This window comes from Nisaea sp. (assembly GCF_965216895.1).
Classification (GTDB): domain Bacteria; phylum Pseudomonadota; class Alphaproteobacteria; order Thalassobaculales; family Thalassobaculaceae; genus Nisaea.
Genome location: NZ_OZ244205.1, coordinates 2,659,437 through 2,683,248, shown reverse-complemented (window position 1 = coordinate 2,683,248; position 23,812 = coordinate 2,659,437). Strand labels below are relative to the sequence as shown.

Genomic DNA, 23,812 nt, shown 5'->3' with positions numbered 1-23,812 from the left:
CGGGAAAGACATCGATATGGAACAGGCGCGCCAATTGCCGGTGGGAGAAGAGATCTTCCTCGATCACGTTGCGCATTTCGTCCCGGACATGGCGGAAGCGCACAGGGACCTCAACCGGCTGGGATTCGTCCAGACGCCCTATACGGAGCATCGGCACCGTCTCGACGAGACCTCAGATCCGGTGCCGTCGGGGACGGCCAACCGCTGCATCATGCTGCCGGAAGGCTATATCGAGGTGATCGCGGTCTCCGACGCCACGACGGAACTCGGCAAACGCACCCAGGGACAGCTCGACCGCTATGTCGGTCTGCATCTGATTGCGTTCTCCTGCGTCGACCCGGAGAGTGTGCAGGGACGACTCACCCTGACCGGATTCCATCCGCAGCCGCTGGTGCACCTGAAACGGCCGGTGACCCTGCCGGACGGCGGCGAGGACGAGGCTTCCTTCACCTGCTGCCGCGTCCGGCCGCAGGACATGCCGGAGGGCCGCGTGCAATATGTCACCCATCTGAGCGAGGACATCGTCTGGCAGGAGCGCTGGATGCGGCACGGCAACGGGATCGTGGCCTTGCGCGATGTGATCATCGGTGCCGAAGTGCTCGACAAGACGGCAGCGCGCTACTGCTGGTTTCTCAACCGCGGCGGCCCGAAACCGGTGAGCGGGAACATCTGGCGCGTTCCGCTCGACCGCGGCGGCGTTGTGATCGCGGACGAGGAAGGCCTGGAGCAGCTCGTTCCGGGCGCGGAACTTCCCGACGAGGGACCGCTGGTCGCCGGATACGGGTTACTTTCGGCGGACCTGTCGCAAACCGAAGCCTTTTTCCGCGAACGCGGCTTCGAGCCGGAGCGCGTCGACAATTTCCTCCGGTTGACGTTGCCGGAGACGCTTGGCGGGACCCTATTCATCGCCGCCGAGGATGCCGATTTCCCCTGGGCCGGACGATAGAGCCATACACCCGGCCGCCGGTGCGGTATATGGACCCCATGACAGACAGTCCGACCGAGAACGTTCCGGCGCGCCGGCCGCTGGAAGGTGCCGAGAGATTACGTGCCTGGTGGCACCTGATGACGACGGATCATGGCTTCGTCCGCTCGATCTATCTCAACAAGCACCGGGTCAGCGACGAGCTTTGGCGCTCGGCGCAGCCGTCCCCGTTGCATCTGGAGCGCCTGGCGGACGAAGGCTTCAGGACCGTGCTCAATCTGCGCGGTGCCGAGGAGGATAATTACCGCTACCGTCTGGAGCGGGAAGCCTGCGCGCGTCTCGGACTCAAACTGGTCAGCCTGCCGATTCGTTCGCGCAATCCGTTGAAACCGGAAATCCTGAGGGAAGCGATCGAGGTCTGGGACAAGCTGGACGCACCGACCCTGATGCACTGCAAGTCGGGTGCCGACCGCACCGGGCTTATGAGCACGCTTTATCTGCATCTTGTGAAGGGCGTGCCGATGCGCGAGGCGATGGGGCAGCTCTCGCTCAAGTACGGGCATCTCCGTCACGGCAGGACCGGCATCGTCGATCATGTCTTCGAGCAGTTCGCGGCGCGGCACGACGAGACCGGAATTTCCTTCCGGGACTGGGCCGAACGGGAATACGACCCGGACACGCTCCAGGCAGGGTTTCAGGCCGACTGGTTCGCCTCACTTATCACCGACAAGATCCTGCGCCGCGAATAGGCGCCCGGGTCAGGCGGCGATCCTGCCGCCGAGCTCATCCTCGATGAAGGCGCGGATCACGCTTTCCATGCCTTCGTCCTGCACGAAACCGAGCGCTTTCGCCTTCTTCGTGTTGAAGGCCTCGGGCCAGCCGCGGACAATCTTTTCTATGAAGGGATCGGGCGCCCAGTCGATCCGCCCGGCGACGGCCGGTCCGGCGACGTTTTCAAGCGCCTTCGCCATCTCGGCGACAGAGATCGAGAAGCCGGGCAGCGAGACGGTGCGCGAGGCGCCCCAGGCATCTGCGGCGAGGTTGTGCGCGTGTACGGAGTTCTCGATGATGCTGCGCGGCGAGGCGAGCCACATCTTGGCGTCGCCCGCGACCGGACAGACGGCGCGCTGACCTTGCAAGGGTTCGCGGAAGATCGAGCTGGCGAAAGTCGAGGCCGCCTTGTTCGGCTTGCCCGGACGGACCACGACTGTCGGAAAACGCAGCGAGCGGCCGTCGACGAAACCCTTGCGGCTGTAGTCGGAGACCAGCAGTTCGCCGATCGCTTTCTGGGTACCGTAGGAGGTCTGCGGTGTGGTCGCCGTCATGTCTTCGACGACATGCGGAAGGTCGCCGCCGAACGCGGCGCAGGAACTGGCAAAGACCATCTTCGGTACGCCCTCCGCCTCCCGGAGGATCTCGAGGATCGTGCGGGTCGCGTCGAGATTGACGGCCATGCCGAGATCGAAATCCTCCTCCGCGCCCGCGCTGACGATCGCGGCGAGATGGAAGACGCTGTCGGTATCGCCGGGAATGGCGTCGGCGAGCAGCGCTTCGTCGGTGATGTCGCCGGCAAGGCTGCGCACGCGGGCATCCGAGGTCAGCGCTTCCGGTGCCTCGATCACATCGAGAAGGGTCAGCTCGGTGACGGCTTTGCGGCTACCGTCAGGGGCGACGAGCGCGTTGCTGTCAAGCAGACGCCGGGCCAGTTTCCGGCCGATGAAGCCCGAGGCGCCGGTAATGGTGACTTTCATCGAATCCACTCCATGCTCCAACCGAGGCCCGCCATGGTCTCGCCGTGCGGCTTGTATTCGCAGCCGACCCAGCCCTCGTATCCGAGGTCGTCCATCAGGGCGAACAGGTAGGGATAGTTGATCTCGCCCACATCCGGTTCGTGCCGGCCGGGTACTCCGGCAATCTGGATGTGCTCGATGACGCTCAACTGATCCCGCATGTGGATCGCGAGGTCTCCCTCCATGATCTGGCAGTGATAGAGATCGAACTGCAGTCGGACATTCGGCGCGCCGACGGCTTCGAGAATGGTCAGCGCCTGCGCCTGGTAGTTCAGGAAATAGCCGGGAATGTCGCGGGTATTGATCGGCTCGATGATCAGTGTCTTGCCGCGCTGGGCGGCAAGCGGCGCCGCGCGGCGGAGGTTGCCGATCAGCGTCTCGGTACAGGCCTCCCGCGACGCGCCGTCCGGCACGATTCCGCTCATCACGTGCAGGCGCGGGCAATCGAGGGCCTCGGCATAGTCCAGCGCCTTTTCGAGGGCGTCCGAGAAGGCGTCCTCGCGCCCCGGCATTGCCGCCAGACCGCGCTCGCCTTTTTCCCAGTCTCCGGGCGGCAGGTTGAAGAGCGCCTGCTCCAGGCTCGCCTCGTCGAGTTTCGCGCGGATCGTCTCCGCCGGGAAATCATACGGAAAAAGGAATTCGACGCCCCGGAAACCGGCCTCCGCGGCCGCCTTGAAGCGGTCGAGGAACGGCAGTTCCTGGAAAATCATGGACAGATTTGCTGCCAGTCTGGGCATAAAGCCTCCCCTGTCGCCATTCTTGATGGGCGTTGTGTCTCGCGCTGACGTGCACTTGCTTGAGGGCGCAGCCTACCGCAGACTGCCCGCCCCGATCCATCAATCCGTATCAACGAGGGAGGAAACCGGCCATGGCGCCCATTCTCGGCTGTATCGCCGACGATTTCACCGGAGCGACCGACCTGGCGAACATGCTGGTGCGCGGCGGCATGCGGACGGTTCAGCTGATTGGTGTACCGGCGGCGGAAACCGAAGTGCCGGACGTTGATGCCGTTGTCGTCGCCTTGAAGTCGCGGACCAACCCGGCGAAGGAAGCGGTCGCGCAATCGCGCGAGTCGCTGAAATGGCTCAAGGCGGCGGGCTGCCGGCAGTTTTTCTTCAAATACTGCTCCACCTTCGATTCGACGGATGACGGCAATATCGGCCCGGTCACCGACGCCCTGATGGAGGACCTCGGGACGTCCGTCACGATCGCCTGTCCGGCCTTCCCGGAGAACGGGCGGACGATCTTCAACGGTCATCTCTTCGTCGGCACGCAGCTTCTCTCGGACAGCTCGATGCGCAATCACCCGCTGACCCCGATGACCGACAGCAATCTCGTATCGGTGCTGCAACGACAAACCGAAAAACCAGTTAGATTGGTCCAGTTCAAGACCGTCGATGCCGGCGGCGAGGCCGTCGCGGCCGAACTCTCGGCCATGGAGGCGGCGGGGGGCGGCGTTGCGATTGTTGACGCCGTTCTTGATAAGCATCTTGAAGCAATCGGTTACGGGGTAAAGGACTTGCCTCTTGTTACCGGAGGGTCCGGGATCGCCATCGGATTGCCGGAAAACTACCGGCGCGCTGGCCTGCTTGCGGACCGGGGTGTGGCGGACGCACTCCCCGCCGTGCCCGGGGATGCCGCTGTCCTGGCCGGAAGCTGCTCCGCTGCGACGCTCGGGCAGATCGCCCGCTTCGAGGCGGAGCATCCGGCATTCGCGGTGGATGCGCTGCGACTCTCCCGCGGCGAGGACGTGGTGGCCGAAGCTCTCCGCTGGGCGGCCGGCCGGATCGCGGAGGGGCCCGTCCTGATCTATGCCAGCCAGCCGGCCGAAAAGGTGCGCGAGATCCAGCAGGAACTCGGCCGGGCGGAGGCCGGGGAACTGATCGAAGAGGCAATGGCCGCGATTGCCCGCGGCCTTGTGGCGTCCGGCACCCGCCGTCTGGTCGTTGCGGGCGGAGAGACCTCAGGCGCGGTCGTTTCCGCGCTCGGGATAGAGGGGCTTCAGATCGGCGCGCAGATCGATCCCGGCGTCCCGGCCACTGTGGCGCTCGGCGGAGAGCCGCTGGCACTCGCGCTCAAATCCGGCAATTTCGGTGGCCCCGACTTTTTCGCGAAGGCGCTTGCCACCATGCCCTGAAGAACCGCGCTCAGGCCCTGGGCGGCGGGAAAACCAGGGAGACAGAGGTACCGAAATTCGGATTGCTGCGGATCTCGATGGCGACGCCGTACGGGGCAAGCTGGTTCTTGACGATCGACAGGCCGCGGCCGGTTCCCATTTCACCCTGCAGACCCTCGACGGGCTTCACCGGGAGAAATTTCAAGACTTCGGAAAGTTTTTCCGCGGGCATCCCGATGCCGGTGTCGCGGATTACCATGATGACCGCGCCGGTGGCGGGATCGCGTTTGCCTATGACGGCGACCGTCCCGCCGGCAGGCGTGAACTTGATCGCATTGACGACCAGGTTTCCAAGCACGTCCTCAAGGATCGCGACCGGGACGGGAACCATTGGAAAATCGCGATCGAACCGCATGTCGAGCGTGATCTTCTTTTCCTCCGCCATGGCGCTGTAGCGCGCGATCATGCGCTCCGCGACGGCATGGGCATCCGTCTCGACACGCGTGGCCCCGTCACCGGTTTCCTCGGCGAGCAGCAAGCGGTCGCAAATCCTCACGAGGGCTTCGGCCGCATCGTGGGCAATGTCGGAATATTGCTTGTATTTCGAATGGCTGTGCCGGCCGTGCCGCTCGCTCTTGAGAAGCTCCGTATAGGCGAGAAGCGCGTTCAGCGGATTGCGCATTTCATGCGCTACCTCGGCAACGAGTGCGTTCCCGGGGTCGATAGTCTTCAGTTCCGATTCGGAATCGGACGGGGGGCGGTCGTGGGTCATCAGGTTTTTCGGTGTACCCATGAGGGTATCGCTTCCGTCAATTCGCTTATCCGGTTCAGGCGACGGTAACCGCAAATATAGAGCATGCGCCTGCAATGGCGCGGCCCGCCGATTATCACGATCCAGCGGGCCGTGACCAGTGTCTCACAATTTGCACGAAACCTGCAGTGGAGATTGTCGCGCTAAATTACCAACTTTTTCTTAATGTGACTCGCGCATCACCGGGGTGCCGCTCTTGCCGACCAGGAAATCGAGATCCGCGCCTTTGTCGGCCTGTTGAACATGCTCGACATAGAGCTTCGAATAGCCGCGGTCATAGGGCGATTCGAAGCCCTGCCAGGCGGCCCGGCGTTTTTCCATCTCGGCGTCGGATACATCGAGATGCATGCGCCGCGCTTCGACATCGACCTCGATCATGTCGCCGTTCTCGACGAAGGCGAGCGGACCGCCGGCGGCGGCCTCCGGGGCAGAATGCAGGATCACGGTGCCGTAGGCAGTGCCGCTCATGCGCGCGTCCGAGATCCGGATCATGTCCGTGATGCCCTTTTTCAACACCTTCGGCGGCAGTCCCATGTTTCCGACCTCGGCCATACCCGGATAACCCTTCGGGCCGCAATTCTTCAGCACCATGATGCAGGTCTCGTCGATATCGAGATCCGGATCGTCGATCTTCGCCTTGTAGTCCTCGATCGTCTCGAATACGACAGCGCGCCCGCGATGCTTCATCAGTTCCGGCGAGGCGGCGGACGGCTTGATGATTGCGCCGTCGGGCGCGAGATTGCCGCGCAGCACCGCGATGCCGCCGTTCGGTTTGAACGGCTTGTCGATCGGGAAGATCACCTCCCGGTTCCAGCATTCGGCGTCCTTGGAATTCTCCCAGAGCGTCTTGCCGTTCACCGTCAGCGCGTCCTTGTGGATGAAATCCCCGAGTTCGCGGATGATCGCGGGCAGGCCGCCGGCATAGAAGAAGTCCTCCATCAGGAATTCACCGGAGGGCATCAGGTTCAGCAGGCAGGGAATGTCGCGGCCGAGGCGGTCCCAGTCGTCCAGCGTGATGTCGATGCCCATGCGTCCCGCGAGCGCAAGCATGTGCACGACCGCGTTGGTCGAGCCGCCGATCGCGCCGTTGACCATGATTGCGTTCTCGAAATTCTCCCGCTTGAGCACGTCCGAGAGCCGGATGTCCTGACGCACCATGTCGACAATGCGGCGACCGGCCATCTGGGCGAGGACATTGCGCCGGGAATCGACCGCCGGAATGGCCGCATTGTGCGGCAGGCCCGCGCCGAGGGATTCGACCATCGAGGCCATGGTGGAAGCGGTGCCCATGGTCATGCAGTGGCCGGCCGAGCGGGCGCCGTCCTGCTCCGCATCCATGAATTCCTGGAGCGTCATCTCGCCCGCGCGGACCATCTCGGAGAATTTCCAGACGTGGGTTCCGCTGCCGACCAGTTCGCCGCGGTAGTGACCGTTCAGCATCGGGCCGCCCGAGACCGTGATGGTCGGCAGGTCGCAGCTTGCCGCGCCCATCATCAGCGAGGGCGTGGTCTTGTCGCAGCCGACCAGAAGCACGACGCCATCCATCGGCAAACCGCGAATCGCTTCCTCGACATCCATCGAGGCAAGGTTGCGGTAAAGCATGGCGGTCGGCCGGAGCTGGCTTTCGGAGGTCGAGAAGACCGGGAACTCGACCGGCATGCCGCCCGCTTCGTAAACGCCGCGCTTCACCCGCTCGGCAATATCGCGGAAATGGGCGTTGCAGGGGTTGAACTCGGACCACGTATTGCAGATTCCGATCACCGGCCGGCCGTCGAACATGTCGGCGGGGATGCCCCGGTTCTTCATCCAGGACCGGTGCGCCCAGCCGTCCTTGTCCATCTTGCCGTACCAATCGGACGAACGGCGCTTGCCCTTGTTAGGATCCTTCGGGTTCGAATTGTCTTCGGCCATCCTGCCAGCTTCCCCCTGTTGTCGGTCCGGCTCCACGGCCGGACCTTGTTGTCGTGTTTCGTTAACCGTCTCACCGGTTCGGCGGACGGTCAAGGCGGGGCCGTCGAGAAGGCGGTCAGCCGTTGTCGGCGGCCCAGTCCGTCAGCTTGCCCATGAAGTCGACGCATTCCTGGACCTGAGCGCGTTCGATGAACTCGTCCGGCTGGTGGGCCTGCTGGATGTAGCCCGGCCCGAAGATCACCCCCGGCACGCCGGCTTGCTGGAAGAACCCGGCTTCGGTCCCGAAGGAGACAGCCCCCGACTGGTTGAGGCCGGTCAGGTGGCGGATCAGATCCTCCGCCGCAGATTCCGTGTCCGGGACGAGCGGCGGCACGTCGTTGACCATTTCCATGGTGATGCCGGCCTCCTCCGAGACCTCTTTCAGGGCCGGATTGAGTTCCGTCTCGATCAGGTCGCGCACCCGCTGTTCGATCGCCTCTGCATCATCGCCGGGATGCAGTCGCATGCCCCAGCGGAACCTGGTGAATTCCGGGATGATATTGTGCGCGGTGCCGCCCTCGATCACGCCGAGATCGATGGTGGTGTAGGGCGGGTCGAACGGACTGTCCTCGAGCGCGTTCGCGCGCAGTTCGGTCTGGATCGTCTCCAGCAGATTGATGATCCTGGCAGCGTACATGATCGAGTTGGCGCCGCGGTGCGGTTCGCTCGAATGGCCCGGAACGCCGCGCACGACGACGCCGAAGCTGCGGCTGCCCTTGTTGCCGCCGATGATCTTCATGCCGGTCGGCTCGCCGACGACGACCGCGATCGGCAGCGGCAGGTTCTCCGCCATGTCCTTGATCAGGCCGCGCACGCCGAGACAGCCGACCTCCTCGTCATAGGAGAAGGCGAAATGGATGGGGGTCTTAAGGTTCCGCTTTTTCATCTCCGGCGCCATGGCGAGCGCAATGGCGCAGAAGCCTTTCATGTCGGCGGTGCCGCGGCCGAAATACTTCCCGTCCGCTTCCCACATGCTGAAGGGATCACGGCTCCAGTCCTGCCCGTCAACCGGGACCACGTCGACGTGGCCGGAGAGCACCACGCCGCCCTTGTTCTCCGGACCGATGGTGGCCCAGAGATTGGCCTTGGTGCCGTCCTCGTTGAAGGTTGTTCGCGTCGGGATTCCCATCTCCTCCAGGTATTCCCTGGCATAGTCGATGAGCTCGAGATTGGAGAGCCGGGACGTCGTGTCGAAGGCCACGAGGCGTTCCAGCATGGAAACGGATCGGGAGAGCATGTCGCTCATGGAAGGCGCACCTTTCGGGTCGGCGCTCAGCGGCGCCAGAACGAGGGAGAGAGCATCACCAGGACGGTGAAGAGTTCCAGCCTGCCGAGCAGCATGCCGAATGACAAGAGCCATTTGGCGCTGTCGGGCAACGAGTCGAAATTGCCGGCGGGGCCGATGATCGGCCCGAGACCCGGTCCGACATTGCTGATCGCGGTGGCCGCGCCGGAGACGGCGGTGATGAAGTCGAGGCCGAGCGCTGCCAGCAGCGAGGCGAGAATGCCGAAGCACAGCATGTACAGGAAGAAAAAGCCCATAACCGATTCGGAGACCGATTCCGGGATCGGCTTGCGGTTGTAGTAGGGAATGAAGACGCCGTGCGGCCTGAGCAGACGTTCGATCTGCACTTGCGCCGTCGCGTAGAGCACCTGGATGCGGAAAATCTTGATGCCGCAGGTGGTCGATCCGGCGCAGCCGCCGACAAACATCAGGCAGATCACAAGGGTGACGGGAAAACCGCCCCAGATCCCGTAGTCGGTCGTTGCGTATCCGGTTCCGGTCATCACAGAGATGATGTTGAAGGCGGCGTAGCGGGCCGCGTCGTGCAACGGGTAATCGAGTTCCTGCCAGTTCCAGATCGTGACCGACCCGACCACCACCGCGACGATGGCGAAGAACCATTTGACCTGGCTGTCCCGGAAGATCGGACGGATCGAGCCGCGCATCATGCGCAGGTAGTAGACGAAGGGCAGGCTGCCGACGATCATGCCCGCAACGACGATCCAGTCGACGACGACATTGTCGAAATGCCCGACCGAGGCGTCCTTGGTCGAGTACCCGCCGGTCGCGATCGTGGTCATCGCATGGGCGATGGCGTCGAACCCGGGCAGGCCAGCCGCCCACAGCCCCGCGGCCCAGGCCGCCGTCAGGGCGAGATATATCCCGCTGATCCCGCCCGCCAGTTGCGCCGCGCGCGGCACCACCTTGTCCGGGGTATCGAAGGCCTCGGTCTGAAAGAGCTGCATACCGCCGACGCTCAGCATCGGCAGAACGGCAAGCGCCATGACGATGATCCCGATGCCGCCGAGCCATTGCAGGAGTGCGCGCCAGAGCAGAATGCCGGGCGGGGCGTGGTCGAGGCCGACGATCACGGTCGAGCCGGTGGTCGTGACGCCGGACATGCTCTCGAAAAAGGCGTCCGCAACGGTCATGTCGAGCTGCGAGAAAGCAAAAGGCAGGGCCGCGACCATGGCGATGGTGAGCCAGCTGAGCGTGGTCAGCAGGAAGGCCTGGCGCAGGCTGAGGGTCGAGGCCGACGGGCTGTTGGTCGTCAGCATCAGCGAGACGCCGATAAAGAGCGAAAGCGCCGACGCCCCGGTGAAGACCTCCCAGTCGGAATTGCCGACGACGAGATCCACGCCGGCCGGCAGAAGCATGGCGACCGCCATGATCGACATGAGAAGGCCGACGATGTGAAGGACCGGACCAAAGGCGACCAAGTCCGCGCTCCCCTTGCGTTGCGCACAGAGCGTGGATCATTGGACCGCCATCGGCACGATGTCCAGTCCGGAAACGCGGTACGGCGATCTGCATCCGGCAAAGCGGCGCCGGCAGCGCCGCTGCCGGAACCTAGTCGGGTCTGGAAACCAGGTCGAAAAACTCTTTGCGGAGTTCCGTGTCCTCCTTGAAGCAGCCGGTCAGGGACTTGGTCACCATGCTCGCGCCCGGCTTGCAGACGCCGCGCGTGGTCATGCATTGATGCTCCGCCTTGACCAGAACCGCGACTCCCTTGGGCTGCAGCACGTCCTGGATCGTGGCGGCGATCTGTGCCGTCATGGTTTCCTGGATTTGCAGGCGCTTGGAGAAGGTCTCGACGACCCGGGCCAGCTTGCTGACACCGACCACGCGATTGTTCGGCATGTAGGCGATGGCGACCTTGCCGATCACCGGCAGCATGTGATGCTCGCAGTGCGACTCCATCCGGATGTTCTTCAGCAGGACCATCTCGTGATAGTCCGCAGTCTCCTCGAAGACCCGCTCCAGATAGATTCGCGGATCGCTCTCGTAGCCCTTGAACAGTTCCTCGTAGGACCTGACGACGCGTGCCGGCGTTTCCAGCAGTCCCTCGCGGTCCGGATCGTCGCCGGCCCATTCGATCAGGGTGCGAACCGCCGCTTCCGCCTCTTCACGCGACGGGCGCTGCCGGATCACCTTGACGTCGACGTCGTGACCGGCTGCGGCCTCAGCGCGCAGTGCGTTGTCATATGGCGACATAGTGGATTCCTCTTCAATCAAGGGCGCATGAATTGTGATGGGGTTACGCCCTCAGTGTTCCCATGGATGTCCCGCATCCGCTCAATGCGGCCGTCCGGCCGCTTCCGGAAGATCCAGTGCGAAACTGGGTACCGAAACCGTAAAACTCTGTCCGTCCGGACCGGTCATGTCGTAATGGCCGCTCATGAAGCCGGACGGGGTCGCGAGCGGCGTTCCGCTGGTATATTCGAAAGAGGAGCCGGGTTGGATCAGTGGCTGCTCGCCGACGACTCCCGGTCCGTCGACGGTCTGTTCGCGCCCAAGGGCATCGGTGATGCGCCAGTGCCGGGCCCGCAGCTGAACCGCCTCTGTCCCGAGATTCTCGATCTTGACGCTGTAAGCCCAGACGAAGCGGTGATCTTCCGGATCCGAATGGTCCGGCAGGTAGCGCGGATGAACGACGACCCTTATCGTCCCTGTGACTTCACTGTACAACCGAAGAGCTCCTTGCCCGCATTCCCCGGGGTCCGTTCCAATCCGGCACCCTCGCGCTCCAGCCGCTAAATGTGGCGCGCCGGAGCGAAGAGTCCATACCTTCCACACCCTGCGCCGCCGCCCGCGACAGGGCAAGTGGAGCCGGTTGCACAAAGACTCACCATGTCGTGACCGTGCGGGACTGTAAAGTCCGGGCAAATCAGCCGTATATGAACAGACCGTCGCTCACTGACCCGGGCGAGATGCCGACAAGGGTGACGCTTCCGCCGCCGCTGAGCGCAACCAGCGTGTTCGCACCCGATGCGGTGGCGGAGTAGGTTGTCCCGGAATCGACCAGTATTCTGTCCTCGGCGGTGCTGAAATCGTTGAAGACGTCGTCACCGGGATTGGCACCGAGCATGGAGATCGTGTCGGCGCCGTTGCCCCCGACAACGGTATCGTTGCCGCCGTTGCCGGCAAGCAGGTCGGTCCCGTCGCCGCCCCAGAGCTGGTCACTGCCGGCGCCGCCATAGAGCGTATCCGCGTCAGTGCCGCCGTAGAGCGTGTCGTCTCCAAGGTTGCCGTAGATCAGATCCGTCCCGGCATTGCCGTAGACGATGTCGGTTCCGTTGTTGCCGGTGAGCCTGTCGGCATTGTCGCCGCCGGCCAGCAGGTCGTTTCCGGCTCCGCCCATTATCGTGTCGTTCCCGGTGTCGCCCGAGAGCGTGTCGTTTCCGGTATTGCCGTAGATCAGGTCGGCTCCGGCGTCGCCGGATGCGAGGTCGTCGTCCTGCCCGCCATAGATCGTGTCCGTACCTTCGTTCCCGGTGACCGTGTCGGCACCCTGTCCGCCATAGAGCAGGTCGTTTCCGGCGCCGCCGTCGAGCAGATCGTTGCCCCAGTTCCCGTAGAGGAAATCGCGGCCGTCATTGCCGTAAAGGGAGTCCGTTCCGACGCCGCCGATGACCGTGTCGGAATCCGCTTCGCCGGAGATGGCATCGTTTCCGGCGCCGCCAAGCAGGGTGTCGTTTCCCGCTCCGCCGTAGATCGTGTCGTTCCCCTGCCCGCCGAAGACCGTGTCCATCCCCTCGTCGCCGTAGAGGCTGTCCGAACCGGTGTTCCCGTAGACCAGGTCGTTGGACGCACCGCCATAGAGCAGATCGGCGCCGAGCCCGGTTCCGCCATAGAGCACGTCGGTCCCGTCCCCCCCGGAGACGGTGTCGCTGTCCGGCCCGCCGGTGAAGGTGTCGGCGGCCGCAGTGAGGCTGGCGGATACCTTGGTCTGCGTTCCCAGCAGATTGACCCCGGAAACGGTCACGCCGAGTGTGCTGCTGAAAGTGATCGAGATCGTTCCGGAAGGGTCGAACAGATAGTTCTGGGCGAACGTGACAACGTGTGCGGCGTTGCTGTTCACGGTGATCGAGGCGTAGCCCCGTGCGGAATCGAGGCTGCTGGCGACCAGCGTCCCGGATGTGATGGTCAGCGTTCCGTTGTCGGAAGCCAGTTCCGCAATATTGGAAATGTCGTCAACGCTAGAGGAGACCATTCTTACCTCCGCTTCAGCCGATTTCTTCGGCGTTCCCGTATCTCCGGGCACGTTTCCAGCGTGACCCGGACGATGATCCAAGCTCAGACAGGTTTATTTAGAGTTAAATGTTTACCAAACGATTTCTCTTGTAAGCAAGGCGGCGCTTGCGCATGTTTGGGACGCTGCGGGTGTAGTTCAATGGTAGAACATCAGCTTCCCAAGCTGAATACGTGGGTTCGATTCCCATCACCCGCTCCATCTCGCGGCGGTGATCCCGCGGCGAGCAGTCGGCGTCAACGTGGCGGATCTACGGCGCAACGCAGCCATGCGCATCTCGCGGCTTGAATTTTCCGGCGAATTTCGCTATCTCCCCGTCGCGAGCTAAGGCTCGTCGGTTTCACGTAACTTGATCCCTCCGACGGCATCGACCGGACGGGTCGGGATCCAGCCCATTTTCGGCGTTTGATTGAGATCCGGCTTCCGGTGCCGCCTTTCGGCATGTCCCGGGAGCCTCTCACAGGACCGCATTCGGCCGCGCCACATGACCGACGAGACGCTGACAAAAAAGGAGAACTAAATGCAGGACAAGCCGCTCACCGGAAAAAATATTGCAATCATGGTCGCCAACGGGTTTGACGAGATCGAGTTCGTCGAACCGCAAAAGCAGCTGCTGGCTGCCGGCGCGACGGTCAAGGCCGTTTCCCGCGCTACCGGTCTGGTCAATGGCTGGTATGACGGCTCCTGGGGCCATTTCTTCCCGGTTGACGCGGACTTGGCCGATACCCTCGCCGTCGATTACGATGGTCTCGTCGTGCCGGGCGGTGTCCGTGGCGTCGAGAAGCTGGCTGAAGATCCGCACGCCCAGCGCATCCTGAAGGCCTTCCTGCGCGCCGGCATGCCGACCGCGCTGATCGGCGATGCCGGCTCCCTGCTGGTCACCATCGAAGACGCCAAGGGCCGGACCGTCACCTCCTCCGCCGATACCCGCGAAGCCCTTGAGGCTGCCGGCGCGAGCTGGGAAGAAACCGCGTCCGTGACCGAAGGCAACCTCGTCACCGCCAACGGTGCCGAAGGTATTGCCGACCTGGTACAGAGCTTTGCGGCTCTGGTCACCGCTTATGACAGCAACGTGACCGAAGCCGCGTAACGGCGCTTCCAGACCAGTATCTGGCGTTGACGGCGTGGATTATCGGATCCACGCCGTTTTTATTTCTGCCATGCTTCAGTGACTTCGAACCGCTAACAGGCACGCGTCCATGTCCGATATTCCCTCTCCCTGCGTCGCAGTTTGCCAGATCGACCGCGAAAGCGGTTATTGTCTCGGTTGCTGGCGCACGATCGCGGAGATCGCGGGCTGGGCGCGCTATGACAATGCCGAGAGGCTCCGTATCGTGGGCGAATTGCATGATCGCCGGGGAAGTGCGGCGCCGCGGCAGCGCCGCCGGAACCGGCGGCGGACGGCGCGTGCGGTGGATTGAGGCAAATCGGGGAGACTGAACATGGCGGGACCGGTTTTTCACCTGATGGATCGGGGTCCGGCACCCGTGGCGCCCTATAGTCACGCGGTCGAGATCGACGGCTGGTGCCTGATCACCGGCCAGCTCGCAACCGACCCGGACGAGGACACCGCACCCTTGCCCCAAGGCATCGAGGCGCAGACCCGGCGCACGATGGAGAATCTCCGGATCGTACTCAAGGGCCTCGGGCTCGATTTCACCCATGTCGTCTCCGCGCGGGTCTTTCTGACCGAGTTCGAGCGGGACTACGAGGCGATGAACCGAGTTTACGCGGAATATTTCGGCGCGGACATGCGTCCGGCCAGGACCTGTATCGGCGTCACCGGACTTGCCCGCAGGGCGCTGGTCGAGATCGATTGCATCGCCTATCGGGCGGGCTGAAAATTCTTTGACGCGCCCCTTGACGCGGGCGCACATAATGCGCACATTGCGCTCACGAAATCCGGCCGGGAAGGCGCCGCGAAATCGCGGAGCAAGCCCGGTCGAATTTTTTTACGCGGAATCTGAGATTTCTCTTGCGGAGCAGGGGAAAAAGCCTCAGAACCCCGCGCCTATATCCGCAATCGTGCGGAAACGAAAGGAACGCCAGACCATTCCGCCCAACGGTGTTGCGGCAAGCGGGATGCGACGGGGTAACTGGGACATCTACTGGATAGGAGGGGTTGATGGATCGAAACATCGCCTTCGCTGATTTGGGGATGGACTCGGATACTCAGCCGAGCAGAACCAATTCCGACTTCACCGACACGGCCACGCATCATGATGGCACGGTCGTTCCACTTTCGCCGAGCTACTCGGACGCATCGCTTGATCATTTCGTGAAGAAGGACGGGCTGGTTTTTGCCGGCACGCACCTGATCATCGATCTGGTAGGCGCCTCGCGGCTGGACGAACTCGAGCATGTCGAGGAGACGCTGAAGGAGGCCGTCGAGGTTTCCGGCGCCACCCTGCTGCATATACACCTGCATCATTTCACGCCAAATGGCGGTGTGTCCGGTGTTGCGGTGCTCGCGGAATCGCATATCAGCATCCACACATGGCCGGAGCGGGGCTATGCCGCGCTCGACGTGTTCATGTGCGGCGATGCCGAGCCGCACAAGGCCATTGCGGTCCTGCGGCGCGCGTTCCGTCCGGACTCGATCCAGCTCAACGACCTGAAGCGGGGCCTGACTGTATGAGTGAGTGGTTCAATGAAACCCTTCACGACGGATACGGCCAGCGGCTGACAATGGACAAGGTGCTCTTCCGGGAGCGGACGGAGCACCAGGATCTCGTCATCTTCGAGAATGCGGTCTTCGGGCGCGTCATGGCGCTCGACGGCATCGTGCAGACCACCGAGGGTGACGAGTTCGTCTATCACGAGATGCTGACGCATGTGCCGATCCTGGCCCACGGGCGGGCGAAGCGCGTGCTCATCATCGGCGGCGGCGACGGCGGCATGGCGCGGGAAGCGCTGCGCCACACGTCCGTCGAGCAGGTGACGATGGTCGAGATCGACCGCAGCGTCGTCGACATGTGCATGAAACACCTGCCTTCGATCAGCGCCGGGGCGTTCGACAATCCCCGGCTCGACCTTCGGATCGCCGACGGCGCGAAGTTCGTCGAGGAAACCGACGGCAAGTGGGACGTGATCATCGTCGATTCGACCGACCCGATCGGTCCCGGCGAAGTGCTGTTCCGCGAGAGCTTCTACAAGGCCTGCAAGCGCTGTCTGACCGACGGCGGCATACTCGTCACGCAGAACGGGGTGCCCTTCGTCCAGGGCAGCGAGGTCACCAATTCCTTCGACCGGCTCGGCCCGCACTTTGCCGATGTCTGGTTCTACACGGCGGCGGTCCCGACCTACCAGGGCGGCCTCATGGCATTCGGCTGGGCGACGGATGATGGCGGGCTGCGCCGGGCGCCTGTCGCCGATATCGCGGTCCGGTTCGAAAATGCCGGCCTAGATTGCCGGTATTACACGCCGGAAGCCCATGTTGGTGCATTCGGTCTGCCGGCCTTCATCCGCAAGCTGATGCGGTCGTAGTTTCCGCAAGAATTTTGTCTCCGGCTTAAGCTTTCTTTTACGCCCGTCCGCTAGATTGATGTTCAGGGAAGAGCCGTTTTCCCCCACGGCATTCGGTCACAGCCAGATGCGATTCCCCCTAACCTGGCACGTGATCCTTCCTGGACTCCCCCTTGGGGCTCGTCACCGGCGAGCCCCTTTTGTTTGCGGTGCTTTCTCCGGTCTCGAAAGCCCGGCAGTGACCATGCTATGGTCGTGCTGAATCAGACACTTGCAGGCACGCATGGCCGCCAGCACAACCACATTCTCGGTCCTCGTCGTCGCCTACAATTCCGGCGCGCACCTGCCACGATGCCTCGCGGCGCTGGAGGCGCAAACCTGCCGTGATTTCGAAGTGATCGTGCTGGACAACGGTTCGACGGACGGCATCGCCCTCGATCTTTCCGGCGTGACAGTGCCCGCGCGCCTGGAACACAGCCGGGACAATATCGGTTTCGCCGCCGGAAACAACCTCCTGGCCCGCAAGGCAGGCGGTACCTGGCTCGCATTGCTCAATCCGGATGCCTTTCCCGAACCGGACTGGCTCGCGGAAATTCTCGCGGCTATCCGGCGGTATCGCGGTGTTCGCGTCTTCGGCTCGACCCAGCTTCTCGACGAACGACCTGACCTGCTGGACGGCGCCGGAGACCATTACAGTCCCCTCGGCCTGGCCTGGCGTGGCGACCGGATGCGGCCGGCCGCCGCGATGACCGGAGACGGTGAGGTGATGGGTCCCTGCGCGGCCGCCGGGATCTATCATCGCGACGCCTTTCTTGCCGTCGGCGGCTTCGCAGAGCGGTTCTTCTGCTACTACGAGGATGTCGACCTCGGTCTCCGCCTCCGGCTGAACGGCGAGCGCTGTATCCAGCTCGCGGGTGCCCGGGTGCGGCATGTGGCCTCCGCGATCACCGGGCAGAACTCGGATTTCTCGCGCTATCACATTACCCGCAACCGGATCTGGACCTTCCTGCGCTGCATGCCGGCGCCGGTCTTTCATGTGGCGTTTCCGCTGCTGCTCGCGCAGCTGGCGCTCATCGTCCTGCTCGGCCCAGTACGAGGCGACGGTCCGGTCCGGCGGCGGGCGATCCTGGATGCCTTCCTGAATTTCCGCACTGTCATGAAAGAGCGCTCGGAGATACAAGATAAGCGAAAGGCCGACCTTACCGATTTCCTCGGTGCGCTTAGCTGGAATCCCGCGAAGCTGCGTGGGGCAAAAGGGGATCGGAGGGACATCCGGTCGGAAAACTGGGCGGAAGAGCGACCGTCATCCGGAGTGGAGCATGCAGCAGACTAGCGTCGTCGCGGTCGTCGTTTCCTACCGGCCCGACGAGCGCCTCTATCGCGCGCTGGACGCGCTGGCGCCGCAGGTCGGGCGGACCGTCGTCGTCGATAACGGGTCGGACCCAGACGCGGTCGGCCGGCTGGAATCGATTGCCGAAGCGTCCGGTGGCAGGACAACGCTGATCCGGAACGGCGAGAATGCGGGGCTCGCGGCCGCGCAGAACCAGGGCATCCGCTTCGCGCTGGAGGACGGCGCGGATTGGGTGCTGCTGATGGATCACGACAGCATTCCGGATGCGAACATGGTCGCCTCCATGCTGTCGGCATATTCCGCCCACTCCGCGGCCGAGCAAATAGGTCTGGTCGCGCCGCTCCTCGGCGACGAGGAGGGTACGCTGAAGGCCCGGGCCTATATCTCCCGTCACGCCTTCGATTTTCGCCCGGTACGCTTCGGGCCGGGCGACGTGCTGGATGATGTCGCTTTCGCCATGGCCTCGGGCAGTCTGGTCAAGGCCGAGGTGTTCCGCGACGTTGGCCTGATGCGCGAGGATTTCTTCGTCGACTACATCGATTTCGAATTCGCGTTCCGCATGCGTCGCGGCGGCTGGAAGCTGATCGCGGTCGGCGATGCGAAGCTGCAGCACCGGCTCGGCGAGTTCGAGCAGAAGACGCTGCTCGGCCGGAAGTTCTGCTTCAACAGCCATTCGAGCTTCCGGCGCTATCACATCTATCGCAACCGCCTGCGCGTCTGGCGGGCGCACGGCGTTTACCTGCCGGCCTTCTTCGCCTTCGAATTCGCCTCCATCGGCATCGACCTCGCGAAGCTGATCCTGCTGGAGGACGACAAGCTGGAGAAGCTCGGCGCGATCGGCCGCGGGGTGGCGCATGCGCTGATCGGGCGCGGCGGGGCAAGGGCGGGCTAGAACGCGCCCGCCGCCCAAGCGACGACAAGATAGCGCCCGGTCTTGGCCACTGAGACCAGTAAGAGAAACATCCAGAACGGCTCGCGCAGGATGCCCGCCGCGAAGGTGAGCGGGTCGCCGATGAAGGGCGCCCAACTCAAGAGCAGGCTCCATTGTCCGTATTTCCGGTACCAGCCGCAGGCACGGTCCATCTGTTTCTGCGAGACCGGAAACCATTTGCGGTCGCTGAAGCGGTCGACGAAACGGCCGAGGATCCAGTTTACCACCGCGCCGAGGGTGTTTCCGGCGGAGGCGGCCGCGAGCAGGAGCGGGAGCGAATAGTCGCCAGTCAGGATCAGGCCGACGAGGCCGATCTCCGATTGCGCCGGAAAGAAGGTGGCGGCGGCGAAGCTGAGCAGGAACAGTCCGCCATAGACGCCAAGTTCGGAAATCACGCTCGCGGCCCCCGGCGAAGGAGGAGCCCGGCACGGGGGGTGCCGGGCTCCGGTTGCTCAGGGCGGCACTCTACCGGCTTGAGGGACCGGTTGTCCCGCCCCAGGCAAGATCACACCCGGCGGCGACGAGGCCGGGCTCGGACTTGGGGACGCCGACGAGCGTCACCAAGCCACCGTCGGAAAGGGTATTGCCGCCGCAATGCAGATCGGCCGTCGGGTCGTTGTTCGGTTTGTACTGAAAAGACATCCGAAGGACTCCTCAAGAGCCAGCTCGGTTGCTTGCCGGGCGCGGTAGCCGGTGCGGATAGAGCACGAGGGCGGCCGCACTGATGTGGTTGCGCGCTGCGGGCAGCGCCGCCCAGCCGGCGGCTCCGCCGACCTCGTCCTGCGCGCCGTGTACGCTCGCGTCGAGCGCATCTTCGAGGGTTCGCAGAAAGGCGCGGCCGGTCGCGCCGGCGCCGGTTGCGCAGGCGATCAGGGTGACCTCCGCGTCCTTCGCCAGCGCCTCGCGGATCCGCGCGAGCCTACGGACGTCGCGCCTGAGGGCGCGAATATCGATTTTGCGGCCGGAAAGCCTCAGCGCGCCGGCCGAGCCGTGTGCGAGGATGACGAGGTGTTTGACGTTTTCTTCGTGCGCTTCCAGGCCGGCCGCCATCGCGTCCAGCGCGTTGCCGACGCGCGGCAGGTAGTGAACGGTCGTCCCGGAAGCGAGCCCCGCAAGCAGGATCTCCGGATCCAGCACCTCATGATCTACGAAGAGAAGGGTCTGCAGGGCGGTGGTTTTCGGACAGACGTTCGGCGAGACGAGCTGAGAATCGAGCATGGTCTGGACCGTTCCTTTCTGGGGTACAAACCTTGGCAGAACCAAGTGGAGTTGCCATTGTGGCAATGTTCACAAAAATACATAAAATTAAATCTAAATCAAGCGTGATTTTCTATCATTCTGCCTATGGGTGTATACGCTTCATGACTGGGGCTGGGGGTGCCGGTCACGAGAATCTCAGCGCTTTCTGCGGATCGAAATCAGCAGAAAGCGAGCCCAGAGCGCAAGATTCACCAAGGCGACCAGAGGGTTTTTCCAGCCGCCGAAATGCTTGGAAAAGTAGAGCGTCCCGCCTCGCGTTTTCTGTTTTTCGATAAAAATTCCGCGGGCATCGCTGGTGCCCTGGACATGGGTGGCGGAAAGCATGGGGTCGAACCAGATCTGTCCGCCCGCCTTGCGGACCCGGTAGCAGACGTCGACATCTTCCATATGCAGGAAATAGTCCTCGTCCATCCCGCCGATCTTTTCAAAGACGTTCCGCGGAAAGAGAAGGAAAGAGCCGGAGATGCACTCGACCTCCGTCAGCTCGTCCGGCGCCGCCGTGCCGTGCAGGTTGATCCGCTTGAAGCCGAGACGGTAGAGGCCGGAGACCTCGACGAGACAGGTCCAGGGTGTCATCAGGTTGCGGCGGCAGCCGCGTTGCTCGCTGCCGTCGGGGTTCTCGATCCTGACCGTGTAGAGCGAGATGCCGGGCCGTTCCGCGAGCCGGATCATCGCACCGTCGAGCGTGCCCGGTTTCAGGACCGAGTCGGGGTTGAGCAGCAGCAGGTAGGGGCTCGTCGTCGCGCGCGCTCCCATGTTGCAGGCGCGCCCGAAGCCGACATTGCCGTGCCCGGTGAGCAACCTGACGCGCTCTTCCCGCTCGGCAAGAGACCGGAGGGCGGACACGACCTCTTCCGGGTTGCCGTTATCGACGACCACGACCTCGCGCGCCGACGTCTCGCCGAGCACGGACCGGATACAGTCCGTCAGGCAGGGACCTGTGTGGTAGCTGACGATGACGACGGCGCAGGCGGGGCGGTCCGTCGGGGGCGTATGCTCGCTCATGGCTCTGATGTGCCACGATTCGCCGGGTCAGCCAAGGGCTCGCCGCTTGCCGCCGTCGCAGGCCCCATGCTATAGCCCCGCAGGCCCTGAAGGCCGCGTAAATCCAAGGGGAGACAGGGCCTTGCAGGTCGAGCCACTAGAGATTTCGGACGTCAAGATCATCACGCCGAAAAAGTTCGGCGACCATCGTGGGTTTTTCTCCGAGACCTATAACCAGGGCGCTTTCGAAGCCGCCGGTCTCGACTATACCTTCATCCAGGACAACCACTCCTTCTCGGCGCCGAAAGGCACGCTGCGCGGGCTGCATTTCCAGACCCCTCCGCACGGTCAGGACAAGCTGGTACGGGTGATCCGCGGTGCGATCTTTGATGTCGCGGTCGATATCCGCAAGGGTTCGCCGAGCTACAGCCACTGGGTCGGTCGGGTGATCAGCGCAGAGAAATGGAATCAGATCCTGGTTCCGGTCGGCTTCGCGCACGGTTTCTGCACGATCGAGGAAAATACCGAAGTGCTCTACAAGGTGACCGGCAAGTACGCGCCGGACTGCGAGGGCGGCCTGACCTGGAACGACCCGGCGCTTGGCATCGACTGGCCGCTGGATGGCGATCCGATCCTGTCGGCCAAGGACGAGGCCTATCAGCTCTTCGCAGAATTCGACAGCCCTTTCACTTACGAAGCCTGAGGACTCCCGAACGTGAGCGACATCAAGACAGTCATCGTCACCGGGGGCGCCGGCTTTATCGGCTCCGCGGTCATCCGTCACCTTATCTCCGATACGGACGCGAAGGTCGTCAATCTCGACAAGCTGACCTACGCGGCGAACCTCGCCTCGCTGAAAGAGGTCGATCGCTCCGATCGCTACGTCTTCGAGCAGGCTGACATCTGCGACGCAGCGGCTCTGGAACAGATCTTCGCGAAGCATCGGCCGGACGCGGTCATGCATCTCGCTGCCGAGAGCCATGTCGATCGCTCTATCGACGGCCCGGCCGACTTCATCCAGACCAATATCGTCGGCACCTACACGATGCTGGAAGCCGCGCGGAAATACTGGACGGCCGCGCCCGACGTCGTGAAGGCGAAGTTCCGCTTCCATCACATCTCCACCGACGAGGTGTTCGGCTCGCTCGGCGACGACGGTCTTTTCACCGAGGAGACCGCCTACGACCCGCGCTCGCCCTATTCCGCGAGCAAGGCCTCCTCGGACCATCTGGTGCGCGCCTGGATGGAGACCTATGGTCTGCCGACCGTGCTCTCCAACTGCTCGAACAATTACGGGCCCTACCATTTCCCCGAAAAGCTGATCCCGCTGATGATCATCAAGGGCCTCGCGGGCGAGCCGCTGCCGGTCTACGGCAAGGGCGAGAACGTGCGCGACTGGCTCTATGTCGACGACCACGCGCGTGCGCTCTGGACCGTCTGCTCGAAGGGCGTGCCGGGCGAGAGCTACAATATCGGCGGCAACGAGGAGCGGAAGAACATCGATGTCGTGACCGGCATCTGCTCGCTGCTCGACGAACTGGTGCCGCAGCAGGGCGGCAAGAAATACGCCGAACAGATCACCTACGTGACCGATCGCCCGGGGCACGATTTCCGCTACGCGATCGACGCCTCCAAGATCAAGGCCGAGCTTGGCTGGGAGCCGTCCGAGAGCTTCGAGAGCGGTCTCAGGAAGACCGTCCAGTGGTACCTCGACCGCAAGGACTGGTGGCAGCCGATCCTCGACCGGACTTACACCGGCGAGCGCCTCGGCACCGGCTCCAAGGGATAGCGCCATGATTCTTGTCACCGGCGCCGGCGGACAGGTCGGAACCGAACTTCTGGCCCGGGCCGGGAAGCACGGCCAAGAGGCGACGGGCCTGCTCCGCGCCGATCTCGATATCTCCGACGCGCAGGCGGTGCATGCGGCGGTTAAGGCGGCGCAGCCGTCGCTGATCGTCAACGCCGCGGCCTATACGGCGGTCGACAAGGCGGAGGAGGACCGGGACGCCGCCTATGCGATCAATCGCGACGGGCCGGCCAATCTTGCTGCGGCGGCGAAGGACGCAGGCATCCCGCTGATCCATATCTCGACCGACTACGTGTTCGACGGGAGCAAGGACGGGGCGTGGCTCGAGCGCGATCCGGTGGCGCCGCTTGGCGTCTACGGCGCCTCGAAGGAAGCGGGCGAGCAGGCGGTGCGGGCGGCCTTGAACGAGCATGTAATCATGCGGACTTCCTGGGTCTACGCAGCGCATGGCGGCAATTTCGTGAAGACCATGCTGCGCGTCGGCAAGGAACGCGACGAGCTGCGCGTGGTCGCCGACCAGTTCGGTGCTCCGACCTCGGCCGGCGACATCGCGGATGCGATCCTCACCATCGCCACCCGCATCCGGGACGGCGAGACAGACGGATGGGGCACCTATCATTTCACCGCGGAAGGCCGGACCAGCTGGCACGGTTTCGCCGAGGCGATCTTCGCCCGCGCGGAGAAGGTCTGGGGCCGGCGGCCGTCGGTCGCGCCGATCCCGTCGAGCGAGTATCCGACGCCGGCGAAACGGCCGGGGAACTCGGTTCTTGATTGCGCGAAGATCATCGCGGCCTTCGACGTGCCGCGGCGGAACTGGCAGGACGGTCTGGACGAGGTGCTCGAGGTCCTGCTGGCCGAAGAATGAGCGACTAGGAAAGGGAGAGG

Annotated in this window: 26 protein-coding genes and 1 tRNA gene; 14 read left to right on the top strand and 13 right to left on the bottom strand. The window is 63.7% G+C overall.

What is annotated here, in order from left to right; translation table 11 throughout:
• Positions 1-16: 16 nt before the first annotated feature.
• Together ACOOE1_RS12880 and ACOOE1_RS12875 are read left to right on the top strand one after the other, a co-directional pair.
• On the top strand, positions 17-946 hold the full coding sequence (locus tag ACOOE1_RS12880; RefSeq protein WP_420402597.1) for a VOC family protein: 930 nt from the start codon (positions 17-19) through the stop codon (positions 944-946).
• 29 nt (positions 947-975) lie between these two features.
• Complete coding sequence (locus ACOOE1_RS12875; RefSeq protein ID WP_420402596.1) at positions 976-1,674, top strand: fused DSP-PTPase phosphatase/NAD kinase-like protein; 699 nt, start codon at positions 976-978, stop codon at positions 1,672-1,674.
• A gap of 9 nt (positions 1,675-1,683) precedes the next feature.
• On the opposite strand, the gene denD is transcribed toward ACOOE1_RS12875, so the two are convergent.
• Both denD and otnI read right to left on the bottom strand, forming a co-directional pair.
• Complete coding sequence (gene denD / locus ACOOE1_RS12870) at positions 1,684-2,676, bottom strand: D-erythronate dehydrogenase (protein ID WP_420406432.1); 993 nt, start codon at positions 2,674-2,676, stop codon at positions 1,684-1,686.
• On the bottom strand, positions 2,673-3,452 hold the full coding sequence (otnI, locus tag ACOOE1_RS12865) for a 2-oxo-tetronate isomerase (protein WP_420402595.1): 780 nt from the start codon (positions 3,450-3,452) through the stop codon (positions 2,673-2,675). Before otnI ends, denD begins: the two co-directional genes overlap by 4 nt.
• A 131-nt stretch (positions 3,453-3,583) precedes the next feature.
• On the opposite strand from otnI, the gene otnK reads away from it, so the two are divergent.
• Positions 3,584-4,852 carry a 3-oxo-tetronate kinase gene (gene otnK / locus ACOOE1_RS12860; RefSeq protein ID WP_420402594.1) on the top strand — a complete coding sequence of 423 codons (1,269 nt, stop codon included), beginning with the start codon at positions 3,584-3,586 and terminating at the stop codon, positions 4,850-4,852.
• A gap of 10 nt (positions 4,853-4,862) precedes the next feature.
• On the opposite strand, the gene ACOOE1_RS12855 is transcribed toward otnK, so the two are convergent.
• From ACOOE1_RS12855 to ACOOE1_RS12825, 7 genes are all read right to left on the bottom strand, one after another.
• Positions 4,863-5,624: a sensor histidine kinase gene (locus tag ACOOE1_RS12855; protein WP_420402593.1), complete on the bottom strand. Its 762-nt coding sequence runs from the start codon at positions 5,622-5,624 to the stop codon at positions 4,863-4,865.
• A gap of 180 nt (positions 5,625-5,804) precedes the next feature.
• The gene (locus ACOOE1_RS12850; protein ID WP_420402592.1) at positions 5,805-7,553 is read right to left on the bottom strand and encodes an IlvD/Edd family dehydratase; all 1,749 of its coding nucleotides are present in this window, start codon (positions 7,551-7,553) and stop codon (positions 5,805-5,807) included.
• 115 nt (positions 7,554-7,668) lie between these two features.
• On the bottom strand, positions 7,669-8,838 hold the full coding sequence (gene argE / locus ACOOE1_RS12845) for an acetylornithine deacetylase (protein ID WP_420402591.1): 1,170 nt from the start codon (positions 8,836-8,838) through the stop codon (positions 7,669-7,671).
• Positions 8,839-8,864: 26 nt separating this feature from the next.
• Positions 8,865-10,316: a TrkH family potassium uptake protein gene (locus tag ACOOE1_RS12840; protein WP_420402590.1), complete on the bottom strand. Its 1,452-nt coding sequence runs from the start codon at positions 10,314-10,316 to the stop codon at positions 8,865-8,867.
• 130 nt (positions 10,317-10,446) lie between these two features.
• Positions 10,447-11,091: a GTP cyclohydrolase I FolE gene (gene folE, locus ACOOE1_RS12835; protein ID WP_420402589.1), complete on the bottom strand. Its 645-nt coding sequence runs from the start codon at positions 11,089-11,091 to the stop codon at positions 10,447-10,449.
• 81 nt (positions 11,092-11,172) lie between these two features.
• A complete protein-coding gene (gene apaG, locus ACOOE1_RS12830; protein WP_420402588.1) occupies positions 11,173-11,565 on the bottom strand; it encodes a Co2+/Mg2+ efflux protein ApaG in 393 nt (130 codons plus the stop codon).
• A gap of 199 nt (positions 11,566-11,764) precedes the next feature.
• On the bottom strand, positions 11,765-13,090 hold the full coding sequence (locus ACOOE1_RS12825) for a calcium-binding protein (RefSeq protein ID WP_420402587.1): 1,326 nt from the start codon (positions 13,088-13,090) through the stop codon (positions 11,765-11,767).
• Positions 13,091-13,256: 166 nt separating this feature from the next.
• Here ACOOE1_RS12825 and ACOOE1_RS12820 point away from each other — a divergent pair.
• The 8 genes from ACOOE1_RS12820 to ACOOE1_RS12785 all read left to right on the top strand — a co-directional run bounded on the left by ACOOE1_RS12820 (position 13,257) and on the right by ACOOE1_RS12785 (position 18,837).
• Positions 13,257-13,330: transfer RNA gene (locus ACOOE1_RS12820), tRNA-Gly, on the top strand.
• A gap of 319 nt (positions 13,331-13,649) precedes the next feature.
• Positions 13,650-14,219, top strand: a complete 570-nt coding sequence (locus ACOOE1_RS12815; protein ID WP_420402586.1) for a DJ-1/PfpI family protein — start codon at positions 13,650-13,652, stop codon at positions 14,217-14,219.
• 109 nt (positions 14,220-14,328) lie between these two features.
• The gene (locus tag ACOOE1_RS12810) at positions 14,329-14,550 is read left to right on the top strand and encodes a DUF1289 domain-containing protein (protein WP_420402585.1); all 222 of its coding nucleotides are present in this window, start codon (positions 14,329-14,331) and stop codon (positions 14,548-14,550) included.
• A 21-nt stretch (positions 14,551-14,571) separates the two neighbouring features.
• Entirely contained in the window at positions 14,572-14,970 is a 399-nt protein-coding gene (locus tag ACOOE1_RS12805; RefSeq protein ID WP_420402584.1) for a RidA family protein, read from the top strand.
• Positions 14,971-15,254: 284 nt separating this feature from the next.
• Positions 15,255-15,767, top strand: a complete 513-nt coding sequence (gene speD / locus ACOOE1_RS12800; protein WP_420402583.1) for an adenosylmethionine decarboxylase — start codon at positions 15,255-15,257, stop codon at positions 15,765-15,767.
• A complete protein-coding gene (gene speE / locus ACOOE1_RS12795) occupies positions 15,764-16,615 on the top strand; it encodes a polyamine aminopropyltransferase (protein ID WP_420402582.1) in 852 nt (283 codons plus the stop codon). Before speD ends, speE begins: the two co-directional genes overlap by 4 nt.
• 262 nt (positions 16,616-16,877) lie before the next feature.
• A complete protein-coding gene (locus ACOOE1_RS12790) occupies positions 16,878-17,927 on the top strand; it encodes a glycosyltransferase family 2 protein (RefSeq protein WP_420402581.1) in 1,050 nt (349 codons plus the stop codon).
• Positions 17,914-18,837: a glycosyltransferase family 2 protein gene (locus tag ACOOE1_RS12785; RefSeq protein ID WP_420402580.1), complete on the top strand. Its 924-nt coding sequence runs from the start codon at positions 17,914-17,916 to the stop codon at positions 18,835-18,837. Before ACOOE1_RS12790 ends, ACOOE1_RS12785 begins: the two co-directional genes overlap by 14 nt.
• Here ACOOE1_RS12785 and ACOOE1_RS12780 read toward each other — a convergent pair.
• The 4 genes from ACOOE1_RS12780 to ACOOE1_RS12765 form a co-directional block, all read right to left on the bottom strand.
• Positions 18,834-19,268 carry a YqaA family protein gene (locus tag ACOOE1_RS12780; protein ID WP_420406431.1) on the bottom strand — a complete coding sequence of 145 codons (435 nt, stop codon included), beginning with the start codon at positions 19,266-19,268 and terminating at the stop codon, positions 18,834-18,836. The genes ACOOE1_RS12785 and ACOOE1_RS12780 overlap by 4 nt on opposite strands.
• Before the next feature lie 73 nt (positions 19,269-19,341).
• Positions 19,342-19,518, bottom strand: a complete 177-nt coding sequence (locus ACOOE1_RS12775; RefSeq protein WP_420402579.1) for a hypothetical protein — start codon at positions 19,516-19,518, stop codon at positions 19,342-19,344.
• A 12-nt stretch (positions 19,519-19,530) separates the two neighbouring features.
• The gene (locus ACOOE1_RS12770) at positions 19,531-20,094 is read right to left on the bottom strand and encodes a DUF4347 domain-containing protein (RefSeq protein ID WP_420402578.1); all 564 of its coding nucleotides are present in this window, start codon (positions 20,092-20,094) and stop codon (positions 19,531-19,533) included.
• 177 nt (positions 20,095-20,271) lie between these two features.
• Positions 20,272-21,141 (bottom strand): glycosyltransferase family 2 protein, encoded by an 870-nt coding sequence (locus ACOOE1_RS12765; RefSeq protein ID WP_420402577.1) that lies wholly within the window; start codon positions 21,139-21,141, stop codon positions 20,272-20,274.
• A gap of 121 nt (positions 21,142-21,262) precedes the next feature.
• On the opposite strand from ACOOE1_RS12765, the gene rfbC reads away from it, so the two are divergent.
• The 3 genes from rfbC to rfbD are packed head-to-tail and all read left to right on the top strand — an operon-like array spanning position 21,263 to position 23,792.
• Positions 21,263-21,823 (top strand): dTDP-4-dehydrorhamnose 3,5-epimerase, encoded by a 561-nt coding sequence (rfbC, locus tag ACOOE1_RS12760; protein ID WP_420402576.1) that lies wholly within the window; start codon positions 21,263-21,265, stop codon positions 21,821-21,823.
• Positions 21,824-21,844: 21 nt separating this feature from the next.
• The gene (rfbB, locus tag ACOOE1_RS12755) at positions 21,845-22,909 is read left to right on the top strand and encodes a dTDP-glucose 4,6-dehydratase (RefSeq protein ID WP_420406430.1); all 1,065 of its coding nucleotides are present in this window, start codon (positions 21,845-21,847) and stop codon (positions 22,907-22,909) included.
• A 4-nt stretch (positions 22,910-22,913) separates the two neighbouring features.
• The gene (rfbD, locus tag ACOOE1_RS12750) at positions 22,914-23,792 is read left to right on the top strand and encodes a dTDP-4-dehydrorhamnose reductase (protein WP_420402575.1); all 879 of its coding nucleotides are present in this window, start codon (positions 22,914-22,916) and stop codon (positions 23,790-23,792) included.
• The last annotated feature ends 20 nt before the right edge of the window (positions 23,793-23,812 follow it).